Source organism: Xanthomonas boreopolis, assembly GCF_046529185.1.
Taxonomy (GTDB): domain Bacteria; phylum Pseudomonadota; class Gammaproteobacteria; order Xanthomonadales; family Xanthomonadaceae; genus Pseudomonas_S; species Pseudomonas_S boreopolis.
Map to the genome: position 1 here is coordinate 2121841 of NZ_CP097162.1, position 25998 is coordinate 2147838.

Annotated in this window: 25 protein-coding genes; 14 read left to right on the top strand and 11 right to left on the bottom strand. The window is 70.1% G+C overall.

All coding sequences use genetic code 11. The features are described 5' to 3' along the window. Positions 1–3: 3 nt before the first annotated feature. The 8 genes from hisG to hisIE all read left to right on the top strand — a co-directional run bounded on the left by hisG (position 4) and on the right by hisIE (position 7350). A complete protein-coding gene (hisG, locus tag M3M27_RS09315) occupies positions 4–918 on the top strand; it encodes an ATP phosphoribosyltransferase (RefSeq protein WP_140721731.1) in 915 nt (304 codons plus the stop codon). Continuing rightward, a complete protein-coding gene (gene hisD, locus M3M27_RS09320; protein ID WP_434027861.1) occupies positions 915–2207 on the top strand; it encodes a histidinol dehydrogenase in 1293 nt (430 codons plus the stop codon). Before hisG ends, hisD begins: the two co-directional genes overlap by 4 nt. Further along, positions 2204–3343, top strand: coding sequence for a histidinol-phosphate transaminase (gene hisC, locus M3M27_RS09325; RefSeq protein ID WP_434027862.1), 1140 nt, complete (start codon positions 2204–2206; stop codon positions 3341–3343). Before hisD ends, hisC begins: the two co-directional genes overlap by 4 nt. Next, complete coding sequence (gene hisB / locus M3M27_RS09330) at positions 3340–4413, top strand: bifunctional histidinol-phosphatase/imidazoleglycerol-phosphate dehydratase HisB (RefSeq protein WP_434027863.1); 1074 nt, start codon at positions 3340–3342, stop codon at positions 4411–4413. Before hisC ends, hisB begins: the two co-directional genes overlap by 4 nt. Further along, positions 4410–5012 (top strand): imidazole glycerol phosphate synthase subunit HisH, encoded by a 603-nt coding sequence (gene hisH, locus M3M27_RS09335; RefSeq protein WP_140721718.1) that lies wholly within the window; start codon positions 4410–4412, stop codon positions 5010–5012. Before hisB ends, hisH begins: the two co-directional genes overlap by 4 nt. Beyond that, positions 5009–5815, top strand: a complete 807-nt coding sequence (gene hisA, locus M3M27_RS09340; RefSeq protein ID WP_434027864.1) for a 1-(5-phosphoribosyl)-5-[(5-phosphoribosylamino)methylideneamino]imidazole-4-carboxamide isomerase — start codon at positions 5009–5011, stop codon at positions 5813–5815. Before hisH ends, hisA begins: the two co-directional genes overlap by 4 nt. Before the next feature lie 127 nt (positions 5816–5942). Beyond that, on the top strand, positions 5943–6719 hold the full coding sequence (hisF, locus tag M3M27_RS09345) for an imidazole glycerol phosphate synthase subunit HisF (protein WP_140721710.1): 777 nt from the start codon (positions 5943–5945) through the stop codon (positions 6717–6719). Next, entirely contained in the window at positions 6709–7350 is a 642-nt protein-coding gene (hisIE, locus tag M3M27_RS09350) for a bifunctional phosphoribosyl-AMP cyclohydrolase/phosphoribosyl-ATP diphosphatase HisIE (protein WP_140721707.1), read from the top strand. Before hisF ends, hisIE begins: the two co-directional genes overlap by 11 nt. 353 nt (positions 7351–7703) lie before the next feature. On the opposite strand, the gene M3M27_RS09355 is transcribed toward hisIE, so the two are convergent. The 6 genes from M3M27_RS09355 to M3M27_RS09380 all read right to left on the bottom strand — a co-directional run bounded on the left by M3M27_RS09355 (position 7704) and on the right by M3M27_RS09380 (position 14267). After that, positions 7704–8699 (bottom strand): C13 family peptidase, encoded by a 996-nt coding sequence (locus M3M27_RS09355; protein WP_434027865.1) that lies wholly within the window; start codon positions 8697–8699, stop codon positions 7704–7706. A 171-nt stretch (positions 8700–8870) separates the two neighbouring features. Beyond that, on the bottom strand, positions 8871–9575 hold the full coding sequence (gene mtnC / locus M3M27_RS09360) for an acireductone synthase (RefSeq protein ID WP_140721700.1): 705 nt from the start codon (positions 9573–9575) through the stop codon (positions 8871–8873). Positions 9576–9577: 2 nt separating this feature from the next. Continuing rightward, on the bottom strand, positions 9578–10144 hold the full coding sequence (locus M3M27_RS09365; RefSeq protein ID WP_434027866.1) for a 1,2-dihydroxy-3-keto-5-methylthiopentene dioxygenase: 567 nt from the start codon (positions 10142–10144) through the stop codon (positions 9578–9580). A gap of 40 nt (positions 10145–10184) precedes the next feature. After that, positions 10185–10838, bottom strand: coding sequence for a methylthioribulose 1-phosphate dehydratase (locus M3M27_RS09370; RefSeq protein WP_140721694.1), 654 nt, complete (start codon positions 10836–10838; stop codon positions 10185–10187). A gap of 367 nt (positions 10839–11205) precedes the next feature. After that, positions 11206–12630: an amino acid permease gene (locus M3M27_RS09375; protein WP_434027868.1), complete on the bottom strand. Its 1425-nt coding sequence runs from the start codon at positions 12628–12630 to the stop codon at positions 11206–11208. Between the two features lie 164 nt (positions 12631–12794). Next, positions 12795–14267, bottom strand: coding sequence for an amino acid permease (locus M3M27_RS09380; RefSeq protein WP_434027869.1), 1473 nt, complete (start codon positions 14265–14267; stop codon positions 12795–12797). Positions 14268–14439: 172 nt separating this feature from the next. Here M3M27_RS09380 and M3M27_RS09385 point away from each other — a divergent pair, with 172 nt between their 5' ends. Continuing rightward, complete coding sequence (locus tag M3M27_RS09385; protein WP_434027870.1) at positions 14440–15024, top strand: NUDIX hydrolase; 585 nt, start codon at positions 14440–14442, stop codon at positions 15022–15024. A gap of 259 nt (positions 15025–15283) precedes the next feature. Here M3M27_RS09385 and serA read toward each other — a convergent pair whose 3' ends face one another. Continuing rightward, the gene (gene serA / locus M3M27_RS09390) at positions 15284–16525 is read right to left on the bottom strand and encodes a phosphoglycerate dehydrogenase (protein ID WP_140721681.1); all 1242 of its coding nucleotides are present in this window, start codon (positions 16523–16525) and stop codon (positions 15284–15286) included. 235 nt (positions 16526–16760) lie between these two features. Between serA and M3M27_RS09395 the strand changes: the two genes are divergently transcribed. The 3 genes from M3M27_RS09395 to M3M27_RS09405 are packed head-to-tail and all read left to right on the top strand — an operon-like array spanning position 16761 to position 20356. Next, positions 16761–18176, top strand: coding sequence for an FAD-binding oxidoreductase (locus tag M3M27_RS09395; RefSeq protein ID WP_434027872.1), 1416 nt, complete (start codon positions 16761–16763; stop codon positions 18174–18176). Positions 18177–18218: 42 nt separating this feature from the next. Further along, positions 18219–18521: a DUF2388 domain-containing protein gene (locus M3M27_RS09400; protein ID WP_140721674.1), complete on the top strand. Its 303-nt coding sequence runs from the start codon at positions 18219–18221 to the stop codon at positions 18519–18521. After that, a complete protein-coding gene (locus tag M3M27_RS09405; RefSeq protein WP_434027873.1) occupies positions 18518–20356 on the top strand; it encodes a DUF4105 domain-containing protein in 1839 nt (612 codons plus the stop codon). Before M3M27_RS09400 ends, M3M27_RS09405 begins: the two co-directional genes overlap by 4 nt. A 145-nt stretch (positions 20357–20501) precedes the next feature. Here M3M27_RS09405 and yeiP read toward each other — a convergent pair whose 3' ends face one another. Further along, positions 20502–21068 (bottom strand): elongation factor P-like protein YeiP, encoded by a 567-nt coding sequence (yeiP, locus tag M3M27_RS09410; RefSeq protein ID WP_140721671.1) that lies wholly within the window; start codon positions 21066–21068, stop codon positions 20502–20504. Positions 21069–21170: 102 nt separating this feature from the next. After that, a complete protein-coding gene (locus M3M27_RS09415; RefSeq protein WP_434027874.1) occupies positions 21171–21941 on the bottom strand; it encodes an SDR family NAD(P)-dependent oxidoreductase in 771 nt (256 codons plus the stop codon). 125 nt (positions 21942–22066) lie between these two features. On the opposite strand from M3M27_RS09415, the gene M3M27_RS09420 reads away from it, so the two are divergent. Together M3M27_RS09420 and M3M27_RS09425 are read left to right on the top strand one after the other, a co-directional pair. After that, on the top strand, positions 22067–22669 hold the full coding sequence (locus M3M27_RS09420) for a TetR/AcrR family transcriptional regulator (RefSeq protein ID WP_434027876.1): 603 nt from the start codon (positions 22067–22069) through the stop codon (positions 22667–22669). Positions 22670–22762: 93 nt separating this feature from the next. Beyond that, a complete protein-coding gene (locus M3M27_RS09425; RefSeq protein WP_434027877.1) occupies positions 22763–23629 on the top strand; it encodes an alpha/beta hydrolase in 867 nt (288 codons plus the stop codon). A 507-nt stretch (positions 23630–24136) separates the two neighbouring features. On the opposite strand, the gene M3M27_RS09430 is transcribed toward M3M27_RS09425, so the two are convergent. Next, positions 24137–25036: a hydroxymethylglutaryl-CoA lyase gene (locus tag M3M27_RS09430; RefSeq protein WP_434027878.1), complete on the bottom strand. Its 900-nt coding sequence runs from the start codon at positions 25034–25036 to the stop codon at positions 24137–24139. A gap of 68 nt (positions 25037–25104) precedes the next feature. Beyond that, positions 25105–25896 carry an enoyl-CoA hydratase-related protein gene (locus M3M27_RS09435; RefSeq protein ID WP_434027879.1) on the bottom strand — a complete coding sequence of 264 codons (792 nt, stop codon included), beginning with the start codon at positions 25894–25896 and terminating at the stop codon, positions 25105–25107. Between the last annotated feature and the right edge of the window lie 102 nt (positions 25897–25998).

A 25998-nucleotide genomic window follows, 5' to 3' on the forward strand; every position in this document is an offset into this window, starting at 1 on the left:
GATATGAGTGCTTCCCATGCGGCACCGGTGCGCGACCGGTTGCGCATCGCCATCCAGAAAAGCGGCCGACTGGCCGAGCCCGCGCGCAGCCTGCTGACCGCGTGCGGGCTGAGCTGGCGCCAGAGCCGCGACAAGCTGTTCTGCTATGGCGAGTCGCTGCCGGTCGACCTGCTGCTGGTGCGCGACGACGACATCCCGGGCCTGATCGCCGACGGCGTGGCCGACCTGGGCATCGTCGGCCTCAACGAGCTGGACGAGCAGGCCGCCGAGCGCCGCCGCAACGGCCTGCCGCCGGCCTATCGCGCGTTGCGCGGCCTGGACTTCGGCCAATGCCGGCTGATGCTGGCGGTGCCCGAGGAATGGGAGTGGCAGGGCGTGCGGCAGCTCGCCGGCATGCGCATCGCCACCAGTTATCCCGCGATCCTGTCGGAGTGGCTGGCCAGGCAGGGCGTGGACGCGCAGGTGGTGGAGCTGTCCGGTTCGGTCGAGATCGCGCCGCGCCTGGGCACGGCCGACCTGATCTGCGACCTGGTGTCCTCTGGCGCCACGCTGGCGGCGAACCAGCTCAAGCCGGTGGAGCTGGTGATGGAGAGCGAAGCCGTGCTGGCCGGTTCGGTGCGCGAACCGGCGGACGCCCGCGCCGGCCTGCAGGCGATGCTGCTGCGCCGCCTGGACGGCGTGGTCAAGCTGCGCGACAGCAAGTTGCTGATGTTCCGCGCCGAACGGGCGCAGGTGGCGGCGCTGAGCCGGCTGCTGCCCGACGCCGACCCGTTGGTGCAGCTGCCCGACGACGGCAGCAACGGGGTGCGCCTGCAGACGATGTGCCACGGCGCGGTCACCTGGCAGCGCCTGGAGGAACTGGAGCGCGCCGGCGCGCGCGGATTGATGGTGTTGACGGTGGAGCGGTCCCTCGCATGAACAGACTCGACTGGAGCCAGCTCGACGAACGGGCGCAGGCCCGCGCGCTGACCCGCCCGGTGCAGGCGGTGGCTGCGCAGACCCGCGATTCGGTCGCCCGGTTGATCGCCGAAGTGCGCGAGATCGGCGATGTCGCGCTGCGCGAGATCACCGCGCGCTTCGACGGCGTGGCGCTGGCGCGCTTCGAGGTGGAGGCGGAGGAATTCGCCGCGGCCGAGGCGTTGATCGCGCCGGAACTGCGCGAGGCGATGGTGGAGGCGATCGGCCGGATCGAGGCGTTCCACCGCGCCGGCATGGCGCAAGGCTATGCGGTGGAGACCGCGCCGGGCGTGGTCTGCGAGAAGATCGTGCGGCCGATCGGCCGGGTCGGGCTGTACGTGCCCGCCGGCAGCGCGCCGCTGCCTTCGACCGCCTTGATGCTGGGCGTGCCGGCGCGCCTGGCCGGGTGCCGCGAGGTCGTGCTGTGCACGCCCCCGCGCAAGGACGGCACGGCCGATCCCGCGGTGCTGGTCGCCGCCAGGCTGACCGGCGTGAGCCGCGTCTTCAAGCTGGGCGGCGCGCAGGCGATCGCGGCCATGGCGTACGGCACCGAGAGCGTGCCCGCCTGCGACAAGCTGTTCGGGCCGGGCAACGGCTTCGTGACCGAGGCCAAGCAGCAGGTCGCGCAGTCCGGGGCGGCGGCCATCGACATGCCGGCCGGGCCGTCCGAGGTGCTGGTGATCGCCGATGCCGGCGCCAACGCCGCCTTCGTCGCGGCCGACCTGCTGTCGCAGGCCGAGCACGGTCCGGACTCGCAGGTGCTGCTGCTGTCCGACAGCGATGCGCTGATCGACGCGGTGCAGGTCGAGATCGAACGCCAACTGGCGCGGTTGCCGCGCGCGCAGATCGCGCGCCAGGCGCTGGCGCAGTCGCGGCTGGTCAAGGTCGCCGCGCTGGAGGACGCGTTCGCGATCAGCAACCGCTACGCGCCCGAGCACCTGATCCTGGCGCTGCGCGAGCCGCGCGCGTGGCTGGAACAGGTGGAGGCGGCCGGCTCGGTGTTCCTGGGCGACTACACGCCGGAGGCGCTGGGCGATTACTGCAGCGGCACCAACCACGTCCTGCCGACCAGCGGCGCGGCGCGCGCCTACAGCGGCGTGTCGGTGGCCAGCTTCCAGAACATGCTCAGCGTGCAGGCGGCCAGCCGCGCCGGCATCGCCGCGATCGGCGGTTGCGCGCTGACCCTGGCGCGCGCCGAAGGCCTGGACGCGCATGCGCTGGCGGTGGCGCTGCGGATGGAGGCGGCATGAGCGGGGCCTCGATCCTCGAGCTGGTGCGCGAGGACCTGCGCGCCTTCGCCGGCTATTCCTCGGCGCGCAGCGCCCGGGTGATGGGCGACGTCTGGCTCAATGCCAACGAATCGGCCTGGGCCAACCCGGCCGATCCGCAGGCGGGCGCGCGGCGCTATCCGGAACCGCAGCCGGAAGCGCTGCGGCGGACCCTGGCCGCGCTGTACGGCTGCGCCCCGGAGCAACTGCTGATCGGCCGCGGCAGCGATGAAGGCATCGACCTGCTGGTGCGCGCGCTGTGCGTGCCCGGCCGCGACGCGGTGGTGACCACGCCGCCGGTGTTCGGCATGTACGCCGTGTGCGCACGGCTGCAGAACGCGCCGCTGGTCGAGGTGCCCCTGGTGGACGGCGAGGGCGGCTTCCATGCCGACATCCCGGCGATCGTCGGGGCCGCACTGGCTTCGCGCGCCAAGCTGGTGTTCCTGTGCTCGCCGTCCAATCCCGCCGGCTCGGCGATCGCGCTGGAAGAGATCGAAGCGGCCCTGCAGGCGTTGAGCGGCAAGGCGGTGGTGGTGGTCGACGAGGCCTACGGCGAGTTCTCCGACGTGCCCTCGGCGGTACCGCTGCTGCAGCGCCATCCCAACCTGGCGGTACTGCGCACCCTGTCGAAGGCGCATGCCTTGGCGGCCGCGCGCATCGGCAGCCTGGTCGCCGACGCCGGGCTGATCGCGGTGCTGCGCCGCTGCCAGGCGCCGTACCCGGTGCCGGCGCCGTGCGCTGCGCTGGCCGAGCAGGCCTTGCTGCCGCAAGCCCTGGAAACCACCGCGCGCCGCGTGGCCGAGGTCCGCGCCGAGCGCGAACGGCTGCAACGCGCGCTGGCCGCCGTGCCTGGCGTGCGCCGGGTGTATCCCTCGCAGGGCAACTTCCTGCTGGCGCGCTTCGCGGACGCCGGGTCGGCGTTCCAGGCACTGCTCGATGCCGGGGTGGTGGTGCGCGACCAGCGCGCCGCGCCGCAGCTCGGCGATGCCTTGCGCATCACCATCGGCACGCCGGAACAGAACGCGCGCGTGCTCGCGGCGCTACGGGAACCGAAAACCGGCGGCAAGGACGCGGCGCGCGCTCGAGAGGGGTTCGCACCGGACGGGGAGGCCGCATGAAACCGATCCTGTTCGTCGACCGCGACGGCACCCTGATCGAGGAGCCGGCCGATTTCCAGATCGATGCCTTCGAGAAGCTGCGCTTCGTCCGCGACGTGATCCCGGCGATGCTGAAACTGCGCGACGCGGGCTACGAGTTCGTCATCGTCAGCAACCAGGACGGCCTGGGCACGGACAGTTATCCGCAGGCCAGCTTCGATGGCCCGCACGGGCTGATGATGCAGGTGTTCGAAAGCCAGGGCATCGTGTTCCGCGACGTGCTGATCGACCGCAGCCTGCCGGCCGACAATGCGCCCACCCGCAAGCCGGGCCTGGGCATGATGGTGAAGTACCTGCAGGACCGGAACATCGACTGGGCGCGTTCGGCGATGGTCGGCGACCGCCCGACCGACATCCAGTTCGCGCGCAACCTCAACATCCGCGGCTTCCAGCTCAAGACCGACCAGTTCGGCGGCGAGTGGAACTGGAGCGGCATCGCCCACGAGCTGGCCGATGCGCCACGCCGCGCGGTGGTCCGGCGCGATACCAAGGAGACCCGGATCCGGGTCGAGCTGGACCTGGACGGCGCGCCCGAGGCGCGCGTCGCCACAGGCCTGCCGTTCTTCGACCATATGCTCGAACAGATCGGCAAGCACGGCGGTTTCAGCCTCGACATCCGCGCCGAGGGCGACCTGCACATCGACGAGCACCACACCATCGAGGACACCGGCCTGGCGCTCGGGCAGGCGCTGCGCGAGGCGCTCGGCGACAAGCGCGGCATCGGCCGCTACGGGTTCACGCTGCCGATGGACGAGACCCAGGCCAGCGCGGCCCTGGATTTCAGCGGGCGGCCGTACTTCGTGTTCGAGGGCGAGTTCAGGCGCGAGCGGGTCGGCGACATGCCGACCGAGCTGGTGCCGCATTTCTTCCGCTCGCTGTGCGATGCCTCCGGGCTCAACCTGCACCTGTCGGTGCGCGGCGAGAACGACCACCACAAGGTCGAGGGATGCTTCAAGGCGTTGGCCCGCGCGCTGCGCCAGGCCATCCGCCGCGAGGGCACCGCATTGCCGTCGACCAAGGGGGCGCTATGACCGAGGTCGCGTTGATCGATGCCGGCGGCGCCAACCTCGGCTCGGTACGCTATGCGCTGGAGCGGCTCGGCGTGCAGGCCAGGCTGGTGCGCGACGCCGATGGCCTGCGCGGTGCCGGGCGGGTGATCCTGCCCGGCGTCGGCGCGGCCCCCGAGGGAATGGCGCGGTTGCATGCGCAGGGCCTGGTCGAGCCGCTGCGCGCCCTGCGGGTGCCGCTGATCGGCATCTGCCTCGGCATGCAGTTGCTGTTCGAGCGCTCGGAGGAGGGCGACGTCGAATGCCTCGGACTGCTGCCGGGCGTGGTGCGCAGGCTGCATCCGGCCACCGGCATCCGGGTGCCGCACATGGGCTGGAACCGGCTGTTGCCGCTGCGCGCCTCGCCGTTGCTGGAAGGGCTGCCCGAGCGCGCTTACGCCTATTTCGTGCATGGCTACGCCGCGCCGCTCACCCCGGCCACCGTGGCCGCCAGCGACCATGGCGGCCTGTTCACCGCCGTCGTGCACCAAGGCCTGTATTGCGGCGCGCAGTTCCATCCCGAGCGCTCGGCCGATGCCGGCTCGCGCATCCTGCGCAATTTCCTGCAGATGGATTTCGAATGAGCTTCACCGTCTATCCCGCGTTGGACATCCGCAACGGCCAGGTGGTGCGCCTGCTGCAGGGCGACTACGACCGCGAGACCCGCTACGGCGACGATCCGCTGGAACGCGCGCGGCGTTTCGCCGCGGCGGGCGCGCGCTGGATGCACCTGGTCGATCTGGACGCGGCCAAGGCCGGCGGCTATACCTTGTCGCCGCTGCTGGCGCGGATCGCTTCGCAGACCGGGCTGCAGGTGCAGACCGGGGGCGGCGTGCGTTCGCGCGAGGACGTCGCGCGGATCCTCGACGCAGGTGCCGCGCGCGTGGTGATCGGCTCCCTGGCGGTGCGCGAGAGCGCGGCGGTGCTCGGCTGGCTGGACGAGTTCGGCCCCGAACGCATCACCATCGCGCTCGACACGCGCCGCGACGAGGCCGGCGCGTGGCGCCTGCCGGTGCATGGCTGGACCGAGACCGCCGGCACCACGCTGGACGAACTGGCGACGCGCTACGCGCAGGCGGGCCTGCGCCACCTGCTGTGCACCGACATCGCCCGCGACGGCATGCTGTCCGGGCCGAACATGGATCTGTACGCGCACCTGCGCCGGCTGGCGCCCGGGCTGCAGGTGCAGGTCTCCGGCGGCGCCCGCGACGTGGCCGACGTCGCCGCGGCGAAGACGGCCGGCTGCGCCGGGATCGTGCTCGGCAAGGCGCTGCTGGAAGGCCGCCTGCGGCTCGAGGAGGCGCTGGGGGCTGCCAGCGCGATCGGGACCGGCCACGCCACGCCCGGCTGCGTGCGGGCCCAGGAAGAGGGAGGAAATGTATGTTGATGCATGCCCGGGCGATGACGCCGGCCTGCGCGCAGCCTGGCGTGGGCCTTTCGGGTCGCCGTATCCGGCCATCAGAAGGCCGGATACGGCAACGTGGTCTGTCCCGACCGCATTGGCGGAGGCCGTCATGCTGACCCGCCGGATCATTCCCTGCCTGGACGTGCGCGATGGCCGCGTGGTCAAGGGCGTCAGGTTCCGCGACCACGTCGACATGGGCGACATCGTCGAGCTGGCGCTGCGCTACCGCGAGCAAGGGGCCGACGAACTGGTGTTCTACGACATCGGCGCCAGCCCGGAAGGGCGCTCGGTCGACTACGGCTGGGTCGAGCGCGTCGCGCGCCTGATCGACATCCCGTTCTGCGTCGCAGGCGGCATCCGCGACGTGGAAACCGCGCGCAAGGTGCTCTACGCCGGCGCCGACAAGATATCGATCAACTCGCCGGCGCTGGGCCGCCCGCGGTTGATCAGCGAACTGGCCGAGGCGTTCGGCGTGCAATGCGTGGTGGTCGGCATCGATTCGATCCGCGAGGACGACGGCCAATGGCGGGTGCGCCGCTTCACCGGCGATCCGGACAAGACCCAGGCGGTGCCGCTGCGCACCGTCGATTGGGTGGTCGAGGCGCAGCGCCTGGGCGCGGGCGAGATCGTGCTCAATTGCATGGACAACGACGGCGTGCGCCGCGGTTACGATATCGCCCAGCTCGCGCAGGTACGGTCGCTGTGCGGAGTGCCGTTGATCGCCTCGGGAGGCGCCGGCGAGATGCAGCACTTCGCCGACGTGTTCGAACAGGCCGACGTCGATGGCGCGCTGGCCGCCAGCGTATTCCACAGCGGCGCGATTCCGATCCCGGAACTCAAGCAGTTCCTGCGCCGGCAACAGATCGAGGTGCGCGATGTGCAGTGACGCGACAACGGCGCCGGAACGGCTCGACTGGGAAAAGGGCGGCGGCCTGCTGCCGGTGGTCGTGCAGGACGCCGATACCCTGCGCGTGCTGATGCTCGGCTACATGGATGCCGAGGCGCTCGCCGCCACCCGCGCAAGCGGCCATGTCACCTTCTACAGCCGCAGCAAGCAGCGCTTGTGGACCAAGGGCGAAAGCTCGGGGCATTTCCTCGACCTGGTCTCGATCGACGTCGATTGCGACGAGGACACCTTGCTGGTGCTCGCGCGCCCGCGCGGGCCAACCTGCCACACCGGCCGCGCGAGCTGCTTCCCCGGCGCGCCGGGGATCGACGGGGCGCCGTCGGCGCCGGACGTGTCGTTCCTGGGCACGCTCGATGCGCTCGTGGCCGAACGCGAGCGGCAGCGCCCGGAAGGCAGCTACACCACCCGGCTGTTCGAGAAGGGCACGCGCCGGATCGCGCAGAAGGTCGGCGAGGAGGGCGTGGAGACCGCGCTGGCCGGCGTCGCGCAAGGCGACGAGGACCTGCTCGGGGAGTCCGCGGACCTGCTGTACCACCTGATCGTGCTGTTGCGCGCGCGCGGGCTGTCGCTGGCGGACGCGGTCGCGGTGCTGGAGTCGCGGCACCGCTGAAGTGGCGGCCTTGCTGGAGGCAAGGAGCGGTAGCCGGTTCGCGTGAGGCCCCAAGTCGCTGGGTCCCCGCCTGCGCGGGGACGACGGCCGAGATGCCATGCGATCGTTACGATCGTGGGGTTTCACCGAAGATTTTCCAGTCGTCGTCCCCGCGCAGGCGGGGAGCCAGCGACTTCCGGGACAGGCAAGGCAGCGACCGGCACCGGAAACGAAAACGCCTCCGCAAGGGAGGCGTTCGGGGATTCCGGCTGGCAGGCGATGGCTGGCGGGCGGGAATCGCGGCTGGCTGGCGCTGAGGCGGGCTGGCTGCGCGGCAGTCTAGCCATCCACGCGGGAGCATGCGGAAATGCGAATTACTCGCAGGAAGCGGTGCGCCGCCGCGCAGCCCGCATGGCCTGCAGGTTGTCCAGCGGAGCCAGCGGCTCGGGCACGCTGTAGGGCACGGCCGGGCCCGGATGCAACCCGGCGCGCCAATGCTGCAGGACCTGGCCGATACGGCCCCCGCGCCAGATCTGCGGCATCGAAGGCTGTTCGCCTTCGGCCTTCTCGCGCGCGGCGATCTCGTCCACGGCGAGCCGGTAGGCCTGCTCGAAGTCGTCGGTGCGATTGAGCGCGTCCACCAGCCAGGCCTTGCCGAAGTAGGTGGCGTCCTCGGTGTTGCCGCAACCGAACGAGGGACGGTCGGCGCGGGCAGCCGTGATCACCATCGTGTCCGGGTTCTTGAGCGCCGGGATGAAACCGCCGGAATAGCAGGCCGAAAGCACGATCACGCGGTTGCGGATGCCGGCGTCGTCGAGGGCCTGGCGCAGGTCCTGCGGCGTGATGAAGTCCTCCTCGTCCTCGCTGACCTGCACGTAGAGCGTGTGGTCCTCGGTGCCGTGCGTGGTGGCGAACAGCAGCAGCACGTCCTCCTTCGGGTCCATCAGCTTGCCGATCCGCGCCAGCGTGTCGTAGAGATTGTCGTAGGTCGCGAGCGGCGCGTACGGGCGATCGGTGAGATTGTCCGAATGGTTGACCAGCGTGACGATGTGCCCGGCGGCATCGAAGCGCTGGCTGAAGAGTTCCTTGAGGTACAGGGTCTCGTTGCGGAACACGTCCTCGCTGGCGTCGCCGGCGAAGCCCACCACGTACAGGTCGGTCGCGCCGGGGCGTTGCGGCGCGAGCGCATCCAGTGCCTTGTCCAGCGCGGCATCGTCCTCGGGATCGGAGACCTGCTGCTGGCCGGGCTCGTCCTGCGCGGGAGCGGGGCCGGCCTGGGACGAGCAACCCGCGGCGAGCCACAACAGGCCGGAGAGCAGGACGATCGCGCCCTTGGACGGGCGCCGCGGAAGGGGGAGGTGGGACGACATCGAACGCCAACGACGGAAAGGCAGGCGCAGGTTTACAGCGAGCCTGCCGGATTGGCAAGGCGAGCGGCGCGACGGGGCGCCGAAGTGGAACCGGAAAGCGGAACCGCCGCTGCCGGCGGTCACGGCGGGCGGCAAGCGCCGGCGGGACAGGTGCCCGCCGGCGCGCCGGGGTCAGGGAGAGAAGACGATCTCGTCGAAGTCCTGCACGCGCGGATGCTTGCCGATCTCGTGCAGGGTGCGCGGGGTCGGATAGTCCTGGACGCGGTCGAGCAGCGAGGTCTTCATGCCGGCCCGGGTGGCGGCATCGAGTTCCTCGACCACGTCCGACAGGAACAGCACCTCGCCGGCCGGCAGCCCGATCTTCTCGGCGATGCGGCGGTAGCTGTTGCTCTCGCGCTTGCCGCCGATCTCGGTGTCGAACCAGCCGGAGACCAGCCCGCTCAGGTCGCCCGCGTCGCTATGGGCGAAGAACAGCTTCTGCGCCGGTACGGAGCCGGACGAGTACACGTAGATCGGGATGCCGGCGGCGTGCCATTCGCGCAGGCGCCGCGCGGCGTCGGGGTAGATGTGGGCGGTGAAGTCGGCGGTGCGGTAGCCGTCTTCCCAGATCATGCCCTGCAGCGCCTTCAGCGCGGTGTTCTTGCGGTCCTCGTCGATCCAGCGCTGCAGCGCGGCGACGAGCGTGTCGTCGTCCGCGTCCTCGCCGACCTCGTCGGCCACCTGGTTCAGCCAGTGCCGCACCTGCGGATGGTTGCCGTGCTCGCGCACGAACCCGGGCATGGCACGGCGCGCATACGGGAAAAGCACGTCCTTGACGAACGAGATGCTACTGGTGGTGCCTTCGATATCAGTGAGGATCGCCTGCGGTTGGGTCATCGTCAGCTCGCCTTCTGGGTTTTCTCAGGTTCGTAGCGGGGGAACTGTCGTGCGATGTCGGTCCCGGTGAAATGGCCCACCCAGCCGTCCGGCTCGGTGAAGAAGCGGATGGCCACGAAGTATGGCTCGGCGCCCATGTCGAACCAGTGCAGCGTGCCGTCCGGCACCGCGATCAGGTCGTCCTTCACGCACTCGATCTCGTACACCTTGTCGCCGACGTGCAGCGTGAACAGGCCGGAGCCTGCCACGAAGAAGCGTACTTCGTCTTCCTTGTGGAAGTGTTCGTCGAGGAACTTGGCGCGCATTTCCTCGCGCTTGGGGTTGTCCGGGGCGATGCTGACCACGTCCACGGTCTTGAAGCCGCGTTCGGCGACCAGGCGGTCGACGTCGGCGCGGTAGGCGTCCATCACCTGCTCGGGCGTGGCGCCGGGTTCGATCGGCTGGCTGGCCCGCCAACGCTCGAAGCGCACGCCGATCTTCTCCAGTTCGGCGGCGATCTGGGCACCGTCGCGGCTGTCGAAGTGCGGCTGCCGGGGATCGGTGTCGGAAAAGATGCGGAGTCGGCTCATGGCGGCAGTATCGGCTGTGGGGAGGGGAACGGGGAGCGCTTCAGCGCGTTCCCCGCAGCTTGATCAGCTCCAGTTCGCAGCCGATCAGGAATTCGAACGCCTCCAGGTGGCGGCGGGCCTCGGCCATGTTGCGGCCCCAGGCGTACAGGCCGTGTCCATCGATGAGATACCCCCACATCGGCTGCTTGTCCAGCAGCGCGTCGACCTGGCCGGCCAGCACGGTCATGTCCTGGGTGTTGGCGAACACCGGCACGTCCACCGAGGTTTCGTGGGTGTGGTTGCCCTCGAAGGCCTTGAGCAGCTCGTAGCCTTCCAGGCGGATATGCCCGGCGCCGGCGAACAGGCGCGAAGCGACCGTCTGTACCGGCGAGTGCGTGTGCAGCACGCAGCCGATCTCCGGGTAGCGGCGGTAGAGCTGGGTATGCAGCAGGGTTTCGGCCGAAGGCCGCAGCTGGCGGCCGACAGGGCGGCCGTCGAAGTCCACCACCATGATGTCGTCCTCGACCAGCCGGCCCTTGTCGCGGCCGGACACGGTGATCGCGGCATGGCGGTCGTCCAGGCGGTGCGAGAAGTTGCTGCTGGTTGCGGGGGTCCAGCCGGCCTGGGCCAGTTCGCGGATGTTGCAGATCAGCAGCTTGGCCAGCTCGTGCAGCCGTGCGGCGCTGTAGGGAAGCGGGGCGGTGGTGGCGTTCATCGCCGTATTCTAGGGCGTGTTGTCATGTCCCGAGTAGACCGCGTTGGGTCTGGAAAGCCACCAGCCGGTGTTGCGTGGCGCAGCGCCTGACTGGCCGTCAGGTCAAGCCGCGCGGCGCCGGCTGGCGGCTTTCCAGGCCCAACCCACGGGACAGCCGCTGCGCGCCGGGACTGCGTCATCGCTCGGGCGCGGACGGACGTCCACTTCCTTACTCTTCCTTGCCCCGAGCACGCGCAGCGACGGCGCGGCCTATTCGGGACATGACAACACACCCTGCTATCCCGCCCGGGGCCGGCCAGCCCCGGCTCATGACATTCGCTCATCGGGACGTGCCCGCCGGGCGGGGACGGCGGTACGGGCCGCGCCGTCAGCGGCGCAGCTTGCTGTGGCGGTAGCCGTAGCCGAAGTACAGCGCGAAGCCGGCCAGGGTCCACAGGCCCATCAGCATCCAGTTGTGCGCGGTCATCGCCGACAGCAGCGCCACGCAGCTGAGCACGCCGGCCGAGCAGATCAGCCAGGCGGCGGGCATGCGGAACGGGCGCGGCAGGTCCGGCTGGGTGCGGCGCAGGATCAGCACGCCGGCGCAGACCGCGGCGAAGGCGATCAGCGTGCCCATCGAGGTCAGCTCGCCCAGCACGTCCAGCGGGAACAGCGCGGCCAGCAGGGCGATGCCGATGCCGGTGATCACGGTGTTGATGTGCGGCGTGCGGTACTCGGGATGGATCTTGGTGAAGACCGGCGGCAGCAGGCCGTCGCGGGCCATGATCATGAAGATTCGCGGCTGCCCGATGATCATCACCAGCACCACCGAGGACAGGCCGATCAGCGCGCCCACCTCGACCACCACCCGCAGCCAGCCCAACTGGGGATGCGCGGCGACGGCGGTCACCACCGGCTCGTCGGTGCCGAGCACGCGGTAGGGCACCAGGCCGGTCATCACCGCGGCCATGGCGATGTAGAGCACCGTGCAGATCACCAGCGAGAGCAGCATGCCGATCGGCAGGTCGCGCTGCGGCCGGTGCGATTCCTGCGCGGCCACCGACACCGCCTCGAAGCCGATGTAGGCGAAGAACACCATCGCCGCGCCGCGCAGCACGCCTTCCATGCCGTACTTGCCGGGTCCCTCGTTGGCCGGGATGAAGGGCTGCCAGTTGGACGGATCCACGTACTTCCAGCCGACCGCGATCACCAGCACGATCAGGCCGCTCTTGAGCACGACCATGGCCATGTTCATCGCCGAGGACTTGCGGATGCCGACGTAGCACAGCCAGGTCAGCAGCAGCACGATCGCCGCCGCCGGCAGGTTGGCGATCGCGCCGGTGGGCCGCAGCTTCGCGTCGAGCGGCGCGTTGACCAGGCTGGCCGGCAGGTGGATGCCGAAGTGGTCGAGCAGGCTCAGGAAATAGCCGGTCCAACTCACCGCCACCGCCGAGGCGGACACGCCGTACTCCAGCACCAGCATCCAGCCGATGAACCAGGCGGCCAGTTCGCCGAAGGTGGCGTAGGTATAGGTGTAGGCGCTGCCGGAGACCGGCACCATCGCCGCGAACTCGGCGTAGGCCATCGCGCAGAACGCGCAGCACACCGCGGCCAGCACGAAGCTGAGCATGATCGCCGGCCCGGCATGGTTGGCCGCGGCCTGGCCGGTGATCACGAAGATGCCGCCGCCGATCACCGCCCCGATGCCAAGCGCGGTCAGGCCCCAGGGGCCGAGCGCGCGTTGCAGGCCCAGGCCGCCGGCGTCCTGGTGGCTGGCGTGCGGATGCTTGGTGGCCCAGAGTTGTTTGAACATGCAGCAGCGGTTCCGGCGTGGGGAGTTGGGAAGGCCACTGCGCAAGGATGCGCAGCGACCCCGTCCGTTCGTATCACCGCACGTGCTCGTGCGGGCTGTTGCGAGGGACTCGTTTTCTCAAATCCCGCACCGGGGCGTGCGGGCGGTTGCCAAGGGATTCGCGGTCAAGCCTTGCCGGCCAGGCGGCTATGGCGGATGCCGTAGCCGAAGTAGATGAACAGGCCGAGCACGGTCCAGCCGACGAAGACCTTCCAATGTTCCTGGAACGCCTGGAAGAACAGGAACAGGCAGGCCAGCGCGCCCAGCGGGCAGATCACGATCGCCAGCGGGACGCGGAACGGGCGCGGCAGGTCGGGCTTGGTGAAGCGCAGCACCAGCACGCCGATGCAGACGGTGGCGAAGGCCAGCAGGGTGCCCATCGAGACCAGCTCGCCGAGCACGTCGAGCGGGATCATGCCGGCGAGCAGGGCGGCGACCACGCCGACGGCGACGGTGCCGATGTAGGGCGTGTGGAACTTCCTGTGCACCCTGCCGAACGGCTTCGGCAGCAGCCCGTCCCGGGACATGGTGTAGAAGATGCGCGGCTGCGCCATCAGCATCACCAGCACCACCGAGGACAGGCCGGCGATCGCGCCGATCTCCACGGCGGTCTTCAGCCAGGCCAGCTGCGGATAGCTTTCCAGGGCAGTCGCCACCGGTTTGGCGGTGCCGAGCTGGGTGTAGGGCAGCAGGCCGGTCAGCACGGCGCAGACGATGATGTAGATGATCGTGCACACCGCCAGCGAGCCGAGGATGCCGATCGGCATGTTCTTCTGCGGGTCCTTGGTCTCGCCGGCCGAGGTGGAGACCGCATCGAAGCCGATGTAGGAGAAGAACACGATCGAGGCGGCGCGGAACACGCCGTCCCAGCCGAACTGCCCGGGCCCCTTGTTCTCCGGGATGAACGGGTGCCAGTTGTCCGGATTGACGTAGGCGGCGGCGAAGCCCACGAACAGGCAGATCACCGCGATTTTGATGGCCACCACGATCGCGTTGGCGAAGGCGGACTGGGTGACGCCGACGTAGCACAGGCAGCTGACCGCGACGACGATCAGCACCGCCGGCAGGTTGACGATGCCGCCGGAGGCGACGAAGGCGTGCCCGGTCCAGCTCAGCGGCGCGCTGGCCAGCTCGGCCGGGAACGGCAGGCCGAGCGTGCTGGTCAGGAAGCTGATCAGGTAGGCCGACCAGCCGACCGCGACGCTGGAGCCGGCGAACAGGTACTCGAGCACCAGGCACCAGCCGATGAACCAGGCCACGCCCTCGCCGAGCGTGGAATAGGAGTAGGAGTAGGCGCTGCCGGACACCGGCATCATCGCGGCGAACTCGGCATAGCACAGGCCGGCGAAGGCGCAGGCGATGCCGGCGAAGACGAACGAGAGCATCACCGCCGGGCCGGCATGGTTGGCCGCGGCCTGGCCGGTGAGCACGAAGATGCCCGCGCCGATCACCGCGCCGATGCCGAGCATCACGAGGTGCCTGGCCGTGAGGGTCCTTTTCAGCGTGGCCTCGCCTTCCAGGCTGCCTTCGAACGGTTCGCCGGCATCGACGTGCCCGGCCGGCTGGACCGGTTTGACCCTCAACAGAGCTTTCAGCATTCAGTACGTCCCCAGTGTGCGGTAGGCGTGGCCGGCAGGCCGCGACGGAGCGCGGCCGCGTCCGGCGGACGCCGCGCAAGCGCCGTACCTTGCCAAAGCCCGCGGTTTGCTACAAGCGCAACCGCAGCATGCCCGGCGATAATGGGCCCGGTTCGACGACGGAAGAGGGCGCATGGCAACGAGGGAAACCGGGCAGGGCGTGGACGTCCTGCGCGCACGGCTGCTGGACTACCGCGAGCGGTGGCGGGAGGAGGCCGCGGTCGCCGACGCGTTCCTGGAACTGCTCGACGATGCCGCCGACCCGTTCGTCCGCGAGCGCCTGGCCGGCCATTTCACCGCCTCGTCCTGGCTGGTCAGCCGCGACCGCCGGCGCACCTTGATGACCCACCACCGCAAGCTGCGGCGCTGGCTGCAGCTGGGCGGGCACGCCGACGGCGAGCGCGACCTGGCCCGGGTGGCGCTGAAGGAGGCCGAGGAGGAGTCCGGGCTGGCGGGCCTGGCGCTGGCGGGCCCGGCGATCTTCGACCTGGACCGGCACTGGATTCCTGAACGCGGCGACGTGCCCGGGCACTGGCACTACGACGCGCGCTACGTGGTGCTGGCCGGCGAGGACGAGGCGTTCGCGGTCAGCGAGGAGTCGCTGGCCCTGGCATGGCGGCCGATCGCCGAGTTGCTGGACGATCCCGACCTGGATCCGTCGATACGGCGGATGGCGGGGAAGTGGCTGCGATCGGAGTCCCCGCTGCCCCCGGAGTGACGAGGCAAGGGCGTGCGCGCCATGGGCGCGGGCCCGGAGGGCGGAGCCAGGGCCACGGGAGGGGCCTTGGGCGCCGCATCCGGCATGGCCGGTCGCCTGTGGGAAGGACTTCGGTCCCGACAGGGCTTTCGCCTGAACCCCGCGCAGGAGCGCGGGGGTTATTGCCCGGGGGCCGCCACCAGGGCCTGCCGGGATCGAAGTCCCTCCCGCAGGCACTGCGTGCATGCGCTCCTCTCCCGGGAGCGGGAGGGGCGGCGGATCAATACAGGATGCGCGTCCGCAAGGTTCCCGGGATCTTCGCCAGTTCGTCCCGCAGCGCGTTCGCCTGTTCCTCGCTGGCATCGACGTCGATGACCACGTAGCCGACCTTCGGGTCGGTGCGCAGGAACTGGCCGTCGATGTTGACGTTGTGGCGGGAGAACAGCTCGTTGATCTGCGACAGCACGCCCGGCACGTTGCGGTGGATGTGCAGCAGGCGCAGGCTGCCGGCGTGCTCGGGCAGGGTGACCTCGGGGAAGTTGACCGCCGAGAGCGTGCTGCCGTTGTCGCTGTAGCGCACCAGCTTGGCCGCCACCTCCACGCCGATGTTGTCCTGCGCCTCGAGCGTGCTGCCGCCGACGTGCGGGGTCAGGATCACGTTGTCGTGCGCGGTCAGCGGCGACTCGAACGCATCGCCGTTGCCCTTCGGCTCGACCGGGAACACGTCCACCGCCGCGCCGCCGAGGTGGCCCGACTTGAGCGCGGCATCCAGCGCGTCGATGTCGACCACGGTGCCGCGCGAGGCGTTGATCAGGTGCGCGCCGGGCTTCATCCTCGCGATCTGCGCCGCGCCGATCATGTTCTTCGTCGAAGCGACCTCCGGCACGTGCAGCGTCACCACGTCGGCCACCGCCAGCAGTTCGTCGAGGTCGGCGGCGGCACGCGCATTGCCGAGCGAGAGCTTGGTCTCGATGTCGTGGAACACCACCTGCATGCCGAGCGCCTCGGCCAGCACGCCGACCTGGGTGCCGATGTGGCCGTAGCCGATGATGCCCAGCACCTTGCCGCGGGTCTCGTGGCTGCCGGCCGCCGACTTGGACCAGCCGCCGCGGTGGCATTCGGCGTTCTTCTGCGGGATGCCGCGCAGCAGCAGGATCGCCTCGGCGATCACCAGCTCGGCCACCGAGCGGGTATTGGAATAGGGCGCGTTGAAGACCGGGATGCCGGCCAGTTCCGCCGCTTCCAGGTCGACCTGGTTGGTGCCGATGCAAAAGCAGCCGACCGCGATCAGGCGCTTGGCGTGCGCGAGCACGTCGGCGGTCAGGTGCGTGCGCGAACGGATGCCGATGATGTGCGCCTCGGCGATGCGCGCCTTCAGCTCCTGCTCCGGCAACGACTTGGCGTGCGTCTCGATCTGGGAATAGCCGGCGGCACGGAACGTGTCCACGGCGGTCTGGCTGATGCCTTCGAGCAGCAGGACGCGGATGTCCTGCTTGGGGAACGAGGTCTTCTTCGGCGACATGGATGCAGCTTGGGGCGGCGGATCGGGCGGCCACTATGCCAGATGGCGCAGGCCTTTGGTGCGTTGCCGCATCGCTTCGGCACGCATCGGACACAGCGTTCCCGGAATCGCCGGATGCTTTGCGCTGCAACCGTTTCAGCTGCATCGAAAGCGGCGATGCGCCGGGGCGGTTCGCTGGACGGCCCGGGGGTTCGCTGGCACGCTGTGCCGCCCTGCCAAAGCGCCCCGCCGTACGATGACCGACCCTCGCATCGCCTCGCTCGAACAGTCCGTGCACGGGCTGCGCCTGAAGACCGATCCGGCCGACCTGGAACACTACGGCCGCGACTGGACGCGGCGCTGGACGCCGGCGCCGCTGGCGATCGCGCTGCCGGCCAGCGTGGAGGAAGTCCAGGCGATCGTGCGCTGGGCCAATGCCCACGACGTGGCGATCGTGCCCTCCGGCGGCCGCACCGGCCTGTCCGGGGGCGCCGTGGCCGCCCGCGGCGAACTGGTGCTGAGCCTGGAGCGCATGAACAAGGCGCTGGCCTTCGATGCGGTGGACCGCACGTTGACGGTGCAGGCCGGCATGCCGCTGGAGGCCGTGCATAATGCCGCCCGCGAGCACGGGCTGGTGTACCCGGTGGACTTCGCCGCGCGCGGCTCGTGCTCGATCGGCGGCAACATCGCCACCAACGCCGGCGGCATCCGCGTGATCCGCTACGGCAACACCCGGGAGTGGATCGCCGGCCTGAAGGTGGTGACCGGCACCGGCGAGGTGGTGGAGTTGAACAACGCGCTGGTCAAGAACTCCAGCGGCTACGACCTCCGTCAGCTGATGATCGGGTCCGAGGGCACGCTCGGCATCGTGGTCGAGGCGACGCTGCGCCTGACCGATCCGCCGCCGCCCACCAACGTGATGCTGCTGGCGCTGCCTTCGTTCGAGGTGCTGATGCAGGTGTTCGCGGCGTTCCGCGCGCAACTGCGGCTGGAGGCGTTCGAGTTCTTCACCGACCGGGCGCTGCACCACGTGCTCGCGCACGGCGCGCAACAGCCGTTCGACGAGGTCCACCCGTACTACGTGGTCACCGAGTTCGCCAACGACGAGGCCGGGGAGGCGGCGGCGCTGGCCGCGTTCGAGACCTGCATGGAGCAGGGCTGGGTGCTGGACGGCGTGATCAGCCAGAGCGAGGCGCAGGCGCAGCAACTGTGGCGCCTGCGCGAGGGCATCACCGAGAGCCTGGCGCGCTACAAGCCCTACAAGAACGACGTGTCGGTGCGGATTTCGGCGATGCCGGCGTTCCTGGCGCAGACCCAGGCGCTGCTCGGCGAGGCCTACCCGCACTTCGACGTGGTCTGGTTCGGCCACATCGGCGACGGCAACCTGCACATCAACGTGCTCAAGCCCGACGACACCCCGGATGCGGAATTCATCGCCGCGTGCGAGCAGGTGACCAAGTTGCTGGCGGAGGTGCTGCAGCGCTTCCAGGGCAGCATTTCCGCCGAGCACGGCATCGGCCTGGTCAAGAAGCCGTACCTGGGCAGTACCCGCAGCCCGGCGGAGGTGGCCCTGATGCAGGGCATCAAGCGCGCGTTCGACCCCAAGGGCTTGCTGAATCCCGGCAAAGTGTTCGATGCCCCGCCGGCATCGGCGCCCATGACGGCCCAATGATCGCCGGCTAGGCTGTCCCCCGTTCCCTCTGGATACTTCCCGATGAAAAGGCATTCGCTGTCGCTCGTCCTCCTCCTGCTCCTGCCGGCCTCCGCGTTCGCGGTGAGTTCGGCCGGTACTTCCGCCGCCGGCAGTTCGGCGGGCAGCTCGGCTTCGTCCGACAGCACCTCCGACGACGACAAGGTCGTGCTGGACGCCCGCGACGACGCGGCGGGATTCGTCGCCAGCGACGGACGCATCCGCGGCGCCAGGCTGGAGGCGGCGCTGATCCAGCTGCGCGAGCGCAGCGAAGCGGCGCGCTCGGCCAGCGACATGGCGTTGGCGCGCGCGATCCTGGCCCAGTGATCGCGCCTGGCCGGCCACCGTTCCGGTGGCTGGCGGGACTGCTGTTCTGCCTGCCCGGCACCGGCTGGGCCCAGGCATCGCTGCCGCTGCAGTTGCATGCCGAAGGACTGACGGCCGAGGAAGCCGAGGCCAGTGACCGGCTGGTGGAGCAGGTCGCAGGCCGGCTCCCGGCGCGCTGGCGCGAAGCGTTGGCCAGCCCGATCCGGCTGGAATGGACGCAAGGCCTGCCGGCGCACGTGCAAGGACGCGCCGCGGCGACGCGGATCCGCCTGGACCGCCGCCTGCTGCAAGCCTGGATGGCGCTGCCGGCCGGCAGCGATCCCGAGCTCCCGGCGGCGCACGCGGCGATGGCCGCATTGATCCACGAGCTGGCGCACGTGCTGGACCGTTCCCAGGCCCGTGGCTTGTCGCGCGATCCGCGCCTGCTCGACCTGGCCGGCTGGCAGGTGCGGCCATGGCGGCTCGGGCGCGGCGGGAACCATTTCGCCGACCGCAGCCCCGACCGCTACGAACTGCACGATCCGGCCGAGTTCGTGGCGGTGAACCTGGAGCACTTCGTGCTCGACCCGGACTACGCCTGCCGGCGACCGGCGCTGTGGCAGTGGTTCGCCGCGCGCGTGGGCGTGCCGGCGACGGCGGCGGCCTGCAACGCCGCATTGCCGTTCCTGCAGGCGGACAACGAGGACGGCGAAGTCTCGCTGCTGCACCTGGACCCGGCGCGGGTCTACCAGGTGGACTACCTGCTGGCCGAAGGCAACGAACAGCCGATGAGCCGCTGGGGCCACAGCATGCTGCGTTTGGTGGTCTGCGCCCCGGGACGCGCCCCGGGACCGCAGTGCCGGATGGACCTGCAATACCACCGGGTGATCTCGTTCCGCGCCTTCGTCGGCGACCTGCAGATTTCCAGTTGGCGCGGGCTGACGGGTTCGTATCCGTCGCGGCTGTTCTTGCTGCCGCTGGACCAGGTGGTGGACGAGTACACCAAGATCGAACTGCGGGCGCTGTCGTCGGTCCCGCTGGCGCTGGACCGGCAGGAGATCGCGGCGCTGCTGGAGCGCGCCGCGCGGGTGCACTGGAACTACGACGGGCGCTATTACTTCATCGGCAACAACTGCGCGGTGGAGACCTGGAAGCTGTTGCACGACGGCATTCCGCGCCTAGCCGCGATGCCGCTGTCGGGCATCACCCCGAACGGCCTCCAGCGCCGGCTGCGGCGCGGCGGCGTGCTGCAGGCCGGCGTGCTCGACGACCACGCACGGGCGGTGCGGCAGGGCTATTACTTCGAGTCCGCGCAGGCGCACTACCAGGCGATGTTCGACGTGGTGCGCGCGGCGCTGCCGGTGCCGCAACGCACCCTGCAGGATTGGTTCGAGAGCGCGCCGGACGAACGGCGCGGCTGGATGGCGCAGGCCGATCTGCGTGCCAGTGCGGCGTTGCTGTTGCTGGAACAGGCGATCCGGCGCCGCCAGGAACAGCAAGTGAGGGAGGACGTGAAGCGACGCCTGCTGCGCGGGCGAGGGGACGCGCGCGACGAGGTGCTGGGCGTGCTGGAACAGGTCGGCGTCCTGGCCCGGCCGGCCGCCGTCCTGGATCGGCTGGAGGGCTACGGCATTCCGCAGCGCGAAGAGCAGGCCGCCGCCGCGCAGCGCGCGCGGGAGCGCAGCGTGCGGATCCGCGAGGAATGGACGGAACTGCGCCGGCGCACGCGCTCGGCGCTGCCGGCGCACCAGCGCGACGCGCTGGCGCAGGTCGAGGACAACCTGGCCTTCATCGGGCAGCGATTGCGCGAATTGAACGCTGGCGCGGACGTTCCCGGACTGCCGGAGAATCCGTAGCCCCTCTCCCGCCGGGAGAGGGGAAAGGGCGCGGCCTCGCGCGCATCCTCGTCCTGCCTCTCCGGGGCGAACCGGCGGTTCGCAAGCAACGCGCCTTCATCCGAAGGGCAAGGGAAGACCGCCGCCTTCCCCTCGGAGCGCTGCGTCAATCGGCGCGGCCGCCGAACTCGCCGGTGGTCGTGTTGACCAGGATGCGCTCGCCGTTGGCGATGTACTCCGGCACCATGATCTCCAGGCCGGTGCTGAGCTTGGCCGGCTTCGGGCGCTTGGTCGCAGTGCCGCCCTTCAGTTCCGGCGGCGTGTCCACCACTTCCAGGGTCACGTGCTGCGGCAGCTGCAGCGCCACCGGGGACTCGTCGATGATCTGCACGTAGCAGCCGGCCAGGCCATCGGTGATGTAGCCGGCGTCGTCGCCGATCACGTCGGCGTCGAGGGTGTAGGGGGTGTAGTCCTCGTCGTCGAGGAACACGAACGCCTCGCCATCCTTGTAGGAGAACGTGGCCTGGCGGCGCAGCAGCTCGACTTCGGTCAGGTTGTCGTCGGCATCGAAGCTGGCGTCGAGCTTGTTGCCGCCCGGCACGCTGTACATGATGAAGCGGAAGCGGACGTTGCCGCCGCGGCCCTGCGGCGAGCTGCGCTCGATATCGCGGATCTGGTAGACGCCGTTGTTGTACTCGACGACGTTGCCTTTCTTGACTTCGCTGGCTTTCATTTTTTGAGTCGGGGATTGGGGATTCGGGATGGGTGAAAAGCGGGGCCGGGGAACCAGGACGGGGCGCTTTCGCGAATCCCGGTCCCGGATCTCCGATGCCGGTTACTTCGCCGCCAGCCGCACGGCGCCGTCGAGGCGGATCACCTCGCCGTTGAGGTAGCGGTTGCGCAGGACGAAGGCGACGGTCTCGGCGAATTCCTCCGGCCGGCCCAGCCGCGACGGGAACGGGATCGAGGCCGACAGCGACTGCTGCACGGCCTCGGGCATGCCGTCCACCATCGGCGTCCAGAAGATGCCCGGGGCGATGGTCATCACCCGGATGCCGAAGCGCGACAGCTCGCGCGCCATCGGCAGGGTCATGCCGACCACGCCGCCCTTGGAGGCGGAATAGGCGGCCTGGCCGATCTGCCCCTCGTAGGCGGCGACCGAGGCGGTGTTGACGATGACGCCGCGCTCGCCGTCCTCGCCGGGCGGGTTGTGCTGCATCGCGTCCGCGGCGGCCTTGGCGACGTTGAAACTGCCGACCAGATTGACCATCACCGTGGTGCGGAACGTCGCCAGCGGCATCGGCGCCTCCTTGCCGAGCACGCGGCCCGCGCCCAGGATGCCGGCACAGTTGACCGCCACGTTCAGGCCGCCGAGGAACTCCCGGGCCGCGGCGACGTTGTCGGCCACCTGCTGCTCGTCGGTGACGTCGGTGCGGAAATAGCGGGCGTTGGCTTCGCCCAGCGACGCGACGGCGGCGGCGCCTTTCTCGTCGTTGACGTCGAACAGGGCGACCTTGCCGCCTTGTTCGGCAATGGACTTCGCGACGGCCAGGCCCAGGCCGGAGACGCCGCCGGTGACGATGGCGCGGGTGTCGGGGAGCTGCATTCAGGTGCCTGCGAAAGGAAAAGGCGGGATTCTAGGGCATGTCCGCGAGCACGGGCGGCGAGGGGACTGGGAGGCGCCGACCCTGGCACTTGAATCGAACGATCGTTCGTGTTTTTATCGCCGTCATGAACGCACAGCCGAGCAAAGGCGACCTTACCCGCGACCGGTTGATCGCCACCGGTTCGATGTTGGCGCGCACCGAAGGCCTGGACGGATTGACCATCGGCGCGCTCGCGTCGGCCGCCGGCATGTCCAAGAGCGGGGTGTTCGCCCATTTCGGCTCGCGCGAGGACCTGCAACTGTGCATCCTCGACCACGCGGCGGAAGTGTTCACCGAGCAGGTGTTCCGGCCGGCGCTGCGCGAGCGCCGCGGCGTCCCGCGCTACCGTGCCGTGATGCGGCACTGGCTGGACTACCTGTGCGGCCTGGGCAAGGGCGGCGGCTGCATCCTGATCGCGGCCGTCAGCGAGTTCGACGACAAGCCGGGCCCGGTACGCGAGCGGGTGCATGCCTATGAGCGCCAACTGCGCAGGGAACTGCAGCGTTGCGCGCAACTGGCGATCGACGCGGGCGACCTGCGGGCGGACAGCGATGCCGCCCAGATCGCGTTCGAGACCTATGCCCTGGCGCTGGTGGTCCACCACGACCTGCGCCTGTTCGGCCCCGGCGAGGTGGTCGCCCGGGCCGGGCGGGCATTGGATGCGCTGTTGCAGCGCCACGTCCCCTGATTCCCGTTGGATGGAGAGAGTGCCATGGCGGTCGTTGTCGTTCCCAGTAAAAGCACGAACGTTCGTATTAATGAGGCGGTTCGACTGGAGGCAGTGCGGCTCGCCTTCGGCGTCGGAGGCTGGCTGTTCCCGCGCCAGGCCGGCCGGCGGATCGAAGCCCTGTTCACCCGCCCCTCGGTGCAAGGCCGCGAGCGCGCCTTGGCCGCGCCCTTGCTGGATGCGGAACTGGACAGCCTGGAGATCGACGGCGAGACGGTGACGCTGTACCGCTGGGGCGATGCGGCCACGCAGCCGCTGCTGCTGTTCTCGCACGGGTGGTCGAGCTTCGGCCTGCGCGTGTCGCCCTGGTTGCCGCGCCTGCGCGAGCAGGGCTACGCAGTGGCCAGTTTCGACCAGGTCGCGCATGGGCGCAGCAGCGGCAGGCATGCGACGTTGCCGGGATTCGGCCGGGTGCTGGCGCGGGTGGCGCGGCGGCTGGGGCCGCTCGAAGGCGTGATCGGGCATTCGCTGGGCGGCGCGGCGATCGGGCTGGCCTTGGCCGAAGGCATGGAGGCGCGCCGTGCCGTGCTGATCGCGCCGCCGGCCGACGCGCTGGCCGCGACCGAGCGATTCGCCCGCGCCATGGGGCTCGGTGCGCCGGCCTTGCCCATGTTCCGGCGCGCGCTCGAACGGCGGGCCGGTGCGTCGCTCCCTGCGATTGCCGCCCAGCACGTCGTGCCCGGACTGGCCGTGCCGGCGCTGGTCGTGCACGACCTGGCCGACCGCGAGGTGCCCTGGGACGAGGGCGAGCGTTATGCGCGCTATTGGCCTGGCTCGCGCCTGCTCAATACCACCGGGCTGGGACACCACCGCATCGCCGGCGACGCGCAGGTGATCGAAGCCGGAGTGCGCTTCCTGCGCGGCGAAGCGATAGGCGAACGAGTGGTGTCCACCCCTGCATTGCCCTACGGCCTGGCATGAGCCGTGTCATCTTCCGGATGGAACCCAGGCAATGAAAGAACCAAGCAATGAAAGAACCAAGCAATGAAAGAACCAAGCAATGAAAGAACCAAGCAATGAAAGAACCAAGCAATGGAAGAGCCAAGGCGATGGATGAACCAGGGCATTGGATGAACAAAGGCATTGGATGAACCAGGGCGGAGGAATCGCCATCCCTTCTCCCGCCTGCGGGAGAAGGTGGCGCGAAGCGCCGGATGATGGCCGACGCAGAACGGCGATCATGAAAAAACGCATCGCCCCGCATCCATCGGGCGCTTGCTTGGTGAGGGAGGCGGCTGGCACATGGCGCGCGTTTGCCCCTGTTGCGGGGCGCGGGCTCCATGCGGCTCCCTCGTCCGCTCCTCGGGCACCTCGCTCCGCGCCCCGGCCCGGCGCGCGGGGCGTTCAGGCGCGCGCGAGCCCGTGGTTCGCAAGCCGCACGTCTTCACCCCGCAAGCGGGAGCAGGGACCGCTTGCGGCTGCCTGGCCTCATGCCGAGGCGCTGGCCAGCGCCTTGCCGGCCTTGCTGCCGGTCTCGCGGCCGAGCAGGGCCGCCAGCCATCGCCCGGTGGCGGCCAGCGCCTGCAGGTCGACGCCGGTGGACATGCCCATGCCGTGCAGCATGTACACCACGTCCTCGCTGGCCACGTTGCCGCTGGCGCCCTTGGCATAAGGGCAGCCGCCGGTGCCGGACACCGCGGCGTCGACCACCCGCACGCCTTCGTCCAGGCAGGCGGCGATGTTGGCCAGCGCCTGTCCGTAGGTGTCGTGGAAATGCACGGCCAGCGCATCGAGGGGGATTTCCGCGGCCACCGCATGCAGCATGGCCCGGGCCCGGCGCGGCGTGCCGACCCCGATGGTGTCGCCGAGCGAGATCTCGTAGCAGCCCAGTTCGTGCAATCGGCGCGCGACGCGGACCACGTCGGCCAGGGGCACCTCGCCCTGGTAGGGGCAGCCGAGCACCGTGGAGACATAGCCGCGCACGCGCACGCCGTCCTGCCGCGCACGCGCCAGCACCGGGCGGAAACGCTCGATCGACTCGTCGATGCCTGCATTGGTGTTGCGGCGGTTGAACGCCTCGGACGCCGCCGTGAACACCGCCACTTCCTGCGCGCCGACCTGGCGGGCGCGTTCGTAGCCCTGGTCGTTCGGCACCAGCACCGGGTAGGCCACGCCCGGGGCCTTGGCGATGCCGGCGTAGACCTCGGCGGCGTCGGCCAATTGCGGTACCCAGCGCGGGCTGACGAAGCTGGTGGCCTCGATGCTGCGCAGGCCGGTCGCCGACAGTCGGTCGATCAGGGCGATCTTGTCGGCGGTCGCGATCGGGCGGGCCTCGTTCTGCAGGCCGTCGCGCGGGCCGACTTCGACGATGCGGACGAAATCGTTCATGCCGGCCGGCTCCGGAAGAAGCCGGTGGCCGGATGGAGGGAAGGGCGGTCCGGCGGGATCGGCATCGGTCAGGTCTCCGTCACCCAGCCGGGCGAACGCTTCTCGAGGAAGGCGCCCAGGCCCTCCTGGCCCTCGCGGGAGACGCGCAGGCGGGCGATCAGCGCCGCGTTGTCGCGATCCAGCGCATCGCGGTCGCGGCTGTCCCGGACCCGCCGGACCAGGTGCTTGGCGGTGGCCGAGGCGATCGGGCCGGCCTTGTCGAGCAGGCCGAGCTGGTGCTGCAGGGCATCGTCGAGCCGTTCAGGCTCGACGATCTGGTGGACCAGGCCGATGCGCAACGCGGTTTCGGCGTCGAAGTGCTCGCCGGTGGCGAACCAGCGCCGCGCCTGGCGCGGGCCGATCGCCTCGACGACATAGGGCGAGATCACCGCCGGCAGCAGCCCGAGCCGGCTTTCGGTCAGGCCGAACCGGGCGCTGCCGCTGGCGATGGCGATGTCGCAGCAGGCCACCAGGCCGACGCCGCCGCCGAACGCGGCGCCATGCACGCGCGCGATGGTCGGCTTGGGCAGTTCGTCGAGCGTGCGCATCAGCCGGGCGAGGGCGAGCGCGTCCTCGCGGTTGGCTTGCTCGCTGGCCGATGCCATGCCGCGCATCCACTGCAGGTCCGCGCCGGCCGAGAACGAGGTGCCTGCCCCGGCCAGCACGACGGCGCGCACCGTGGCGGCGTCGGCGGACTGCACGAGCGCATCGGTCAGCGCCGCGACCAAGCCGGCGTCGAAGGCGTTGTGCAGGTCGGGACGGTTCAACAGCAGGGTGCGGACCGGGCCGCGGTCGATGACGCGAAGAACGGGTTCCGGCATGGAGAAGCGAGCTCGTTGGAGTGCGAACGGATGATAACGGCCCGGTCCGTTGCGGCCATGACGCGCTGCGTCGATGCTACAATCGAGAATCATTCCCAATCA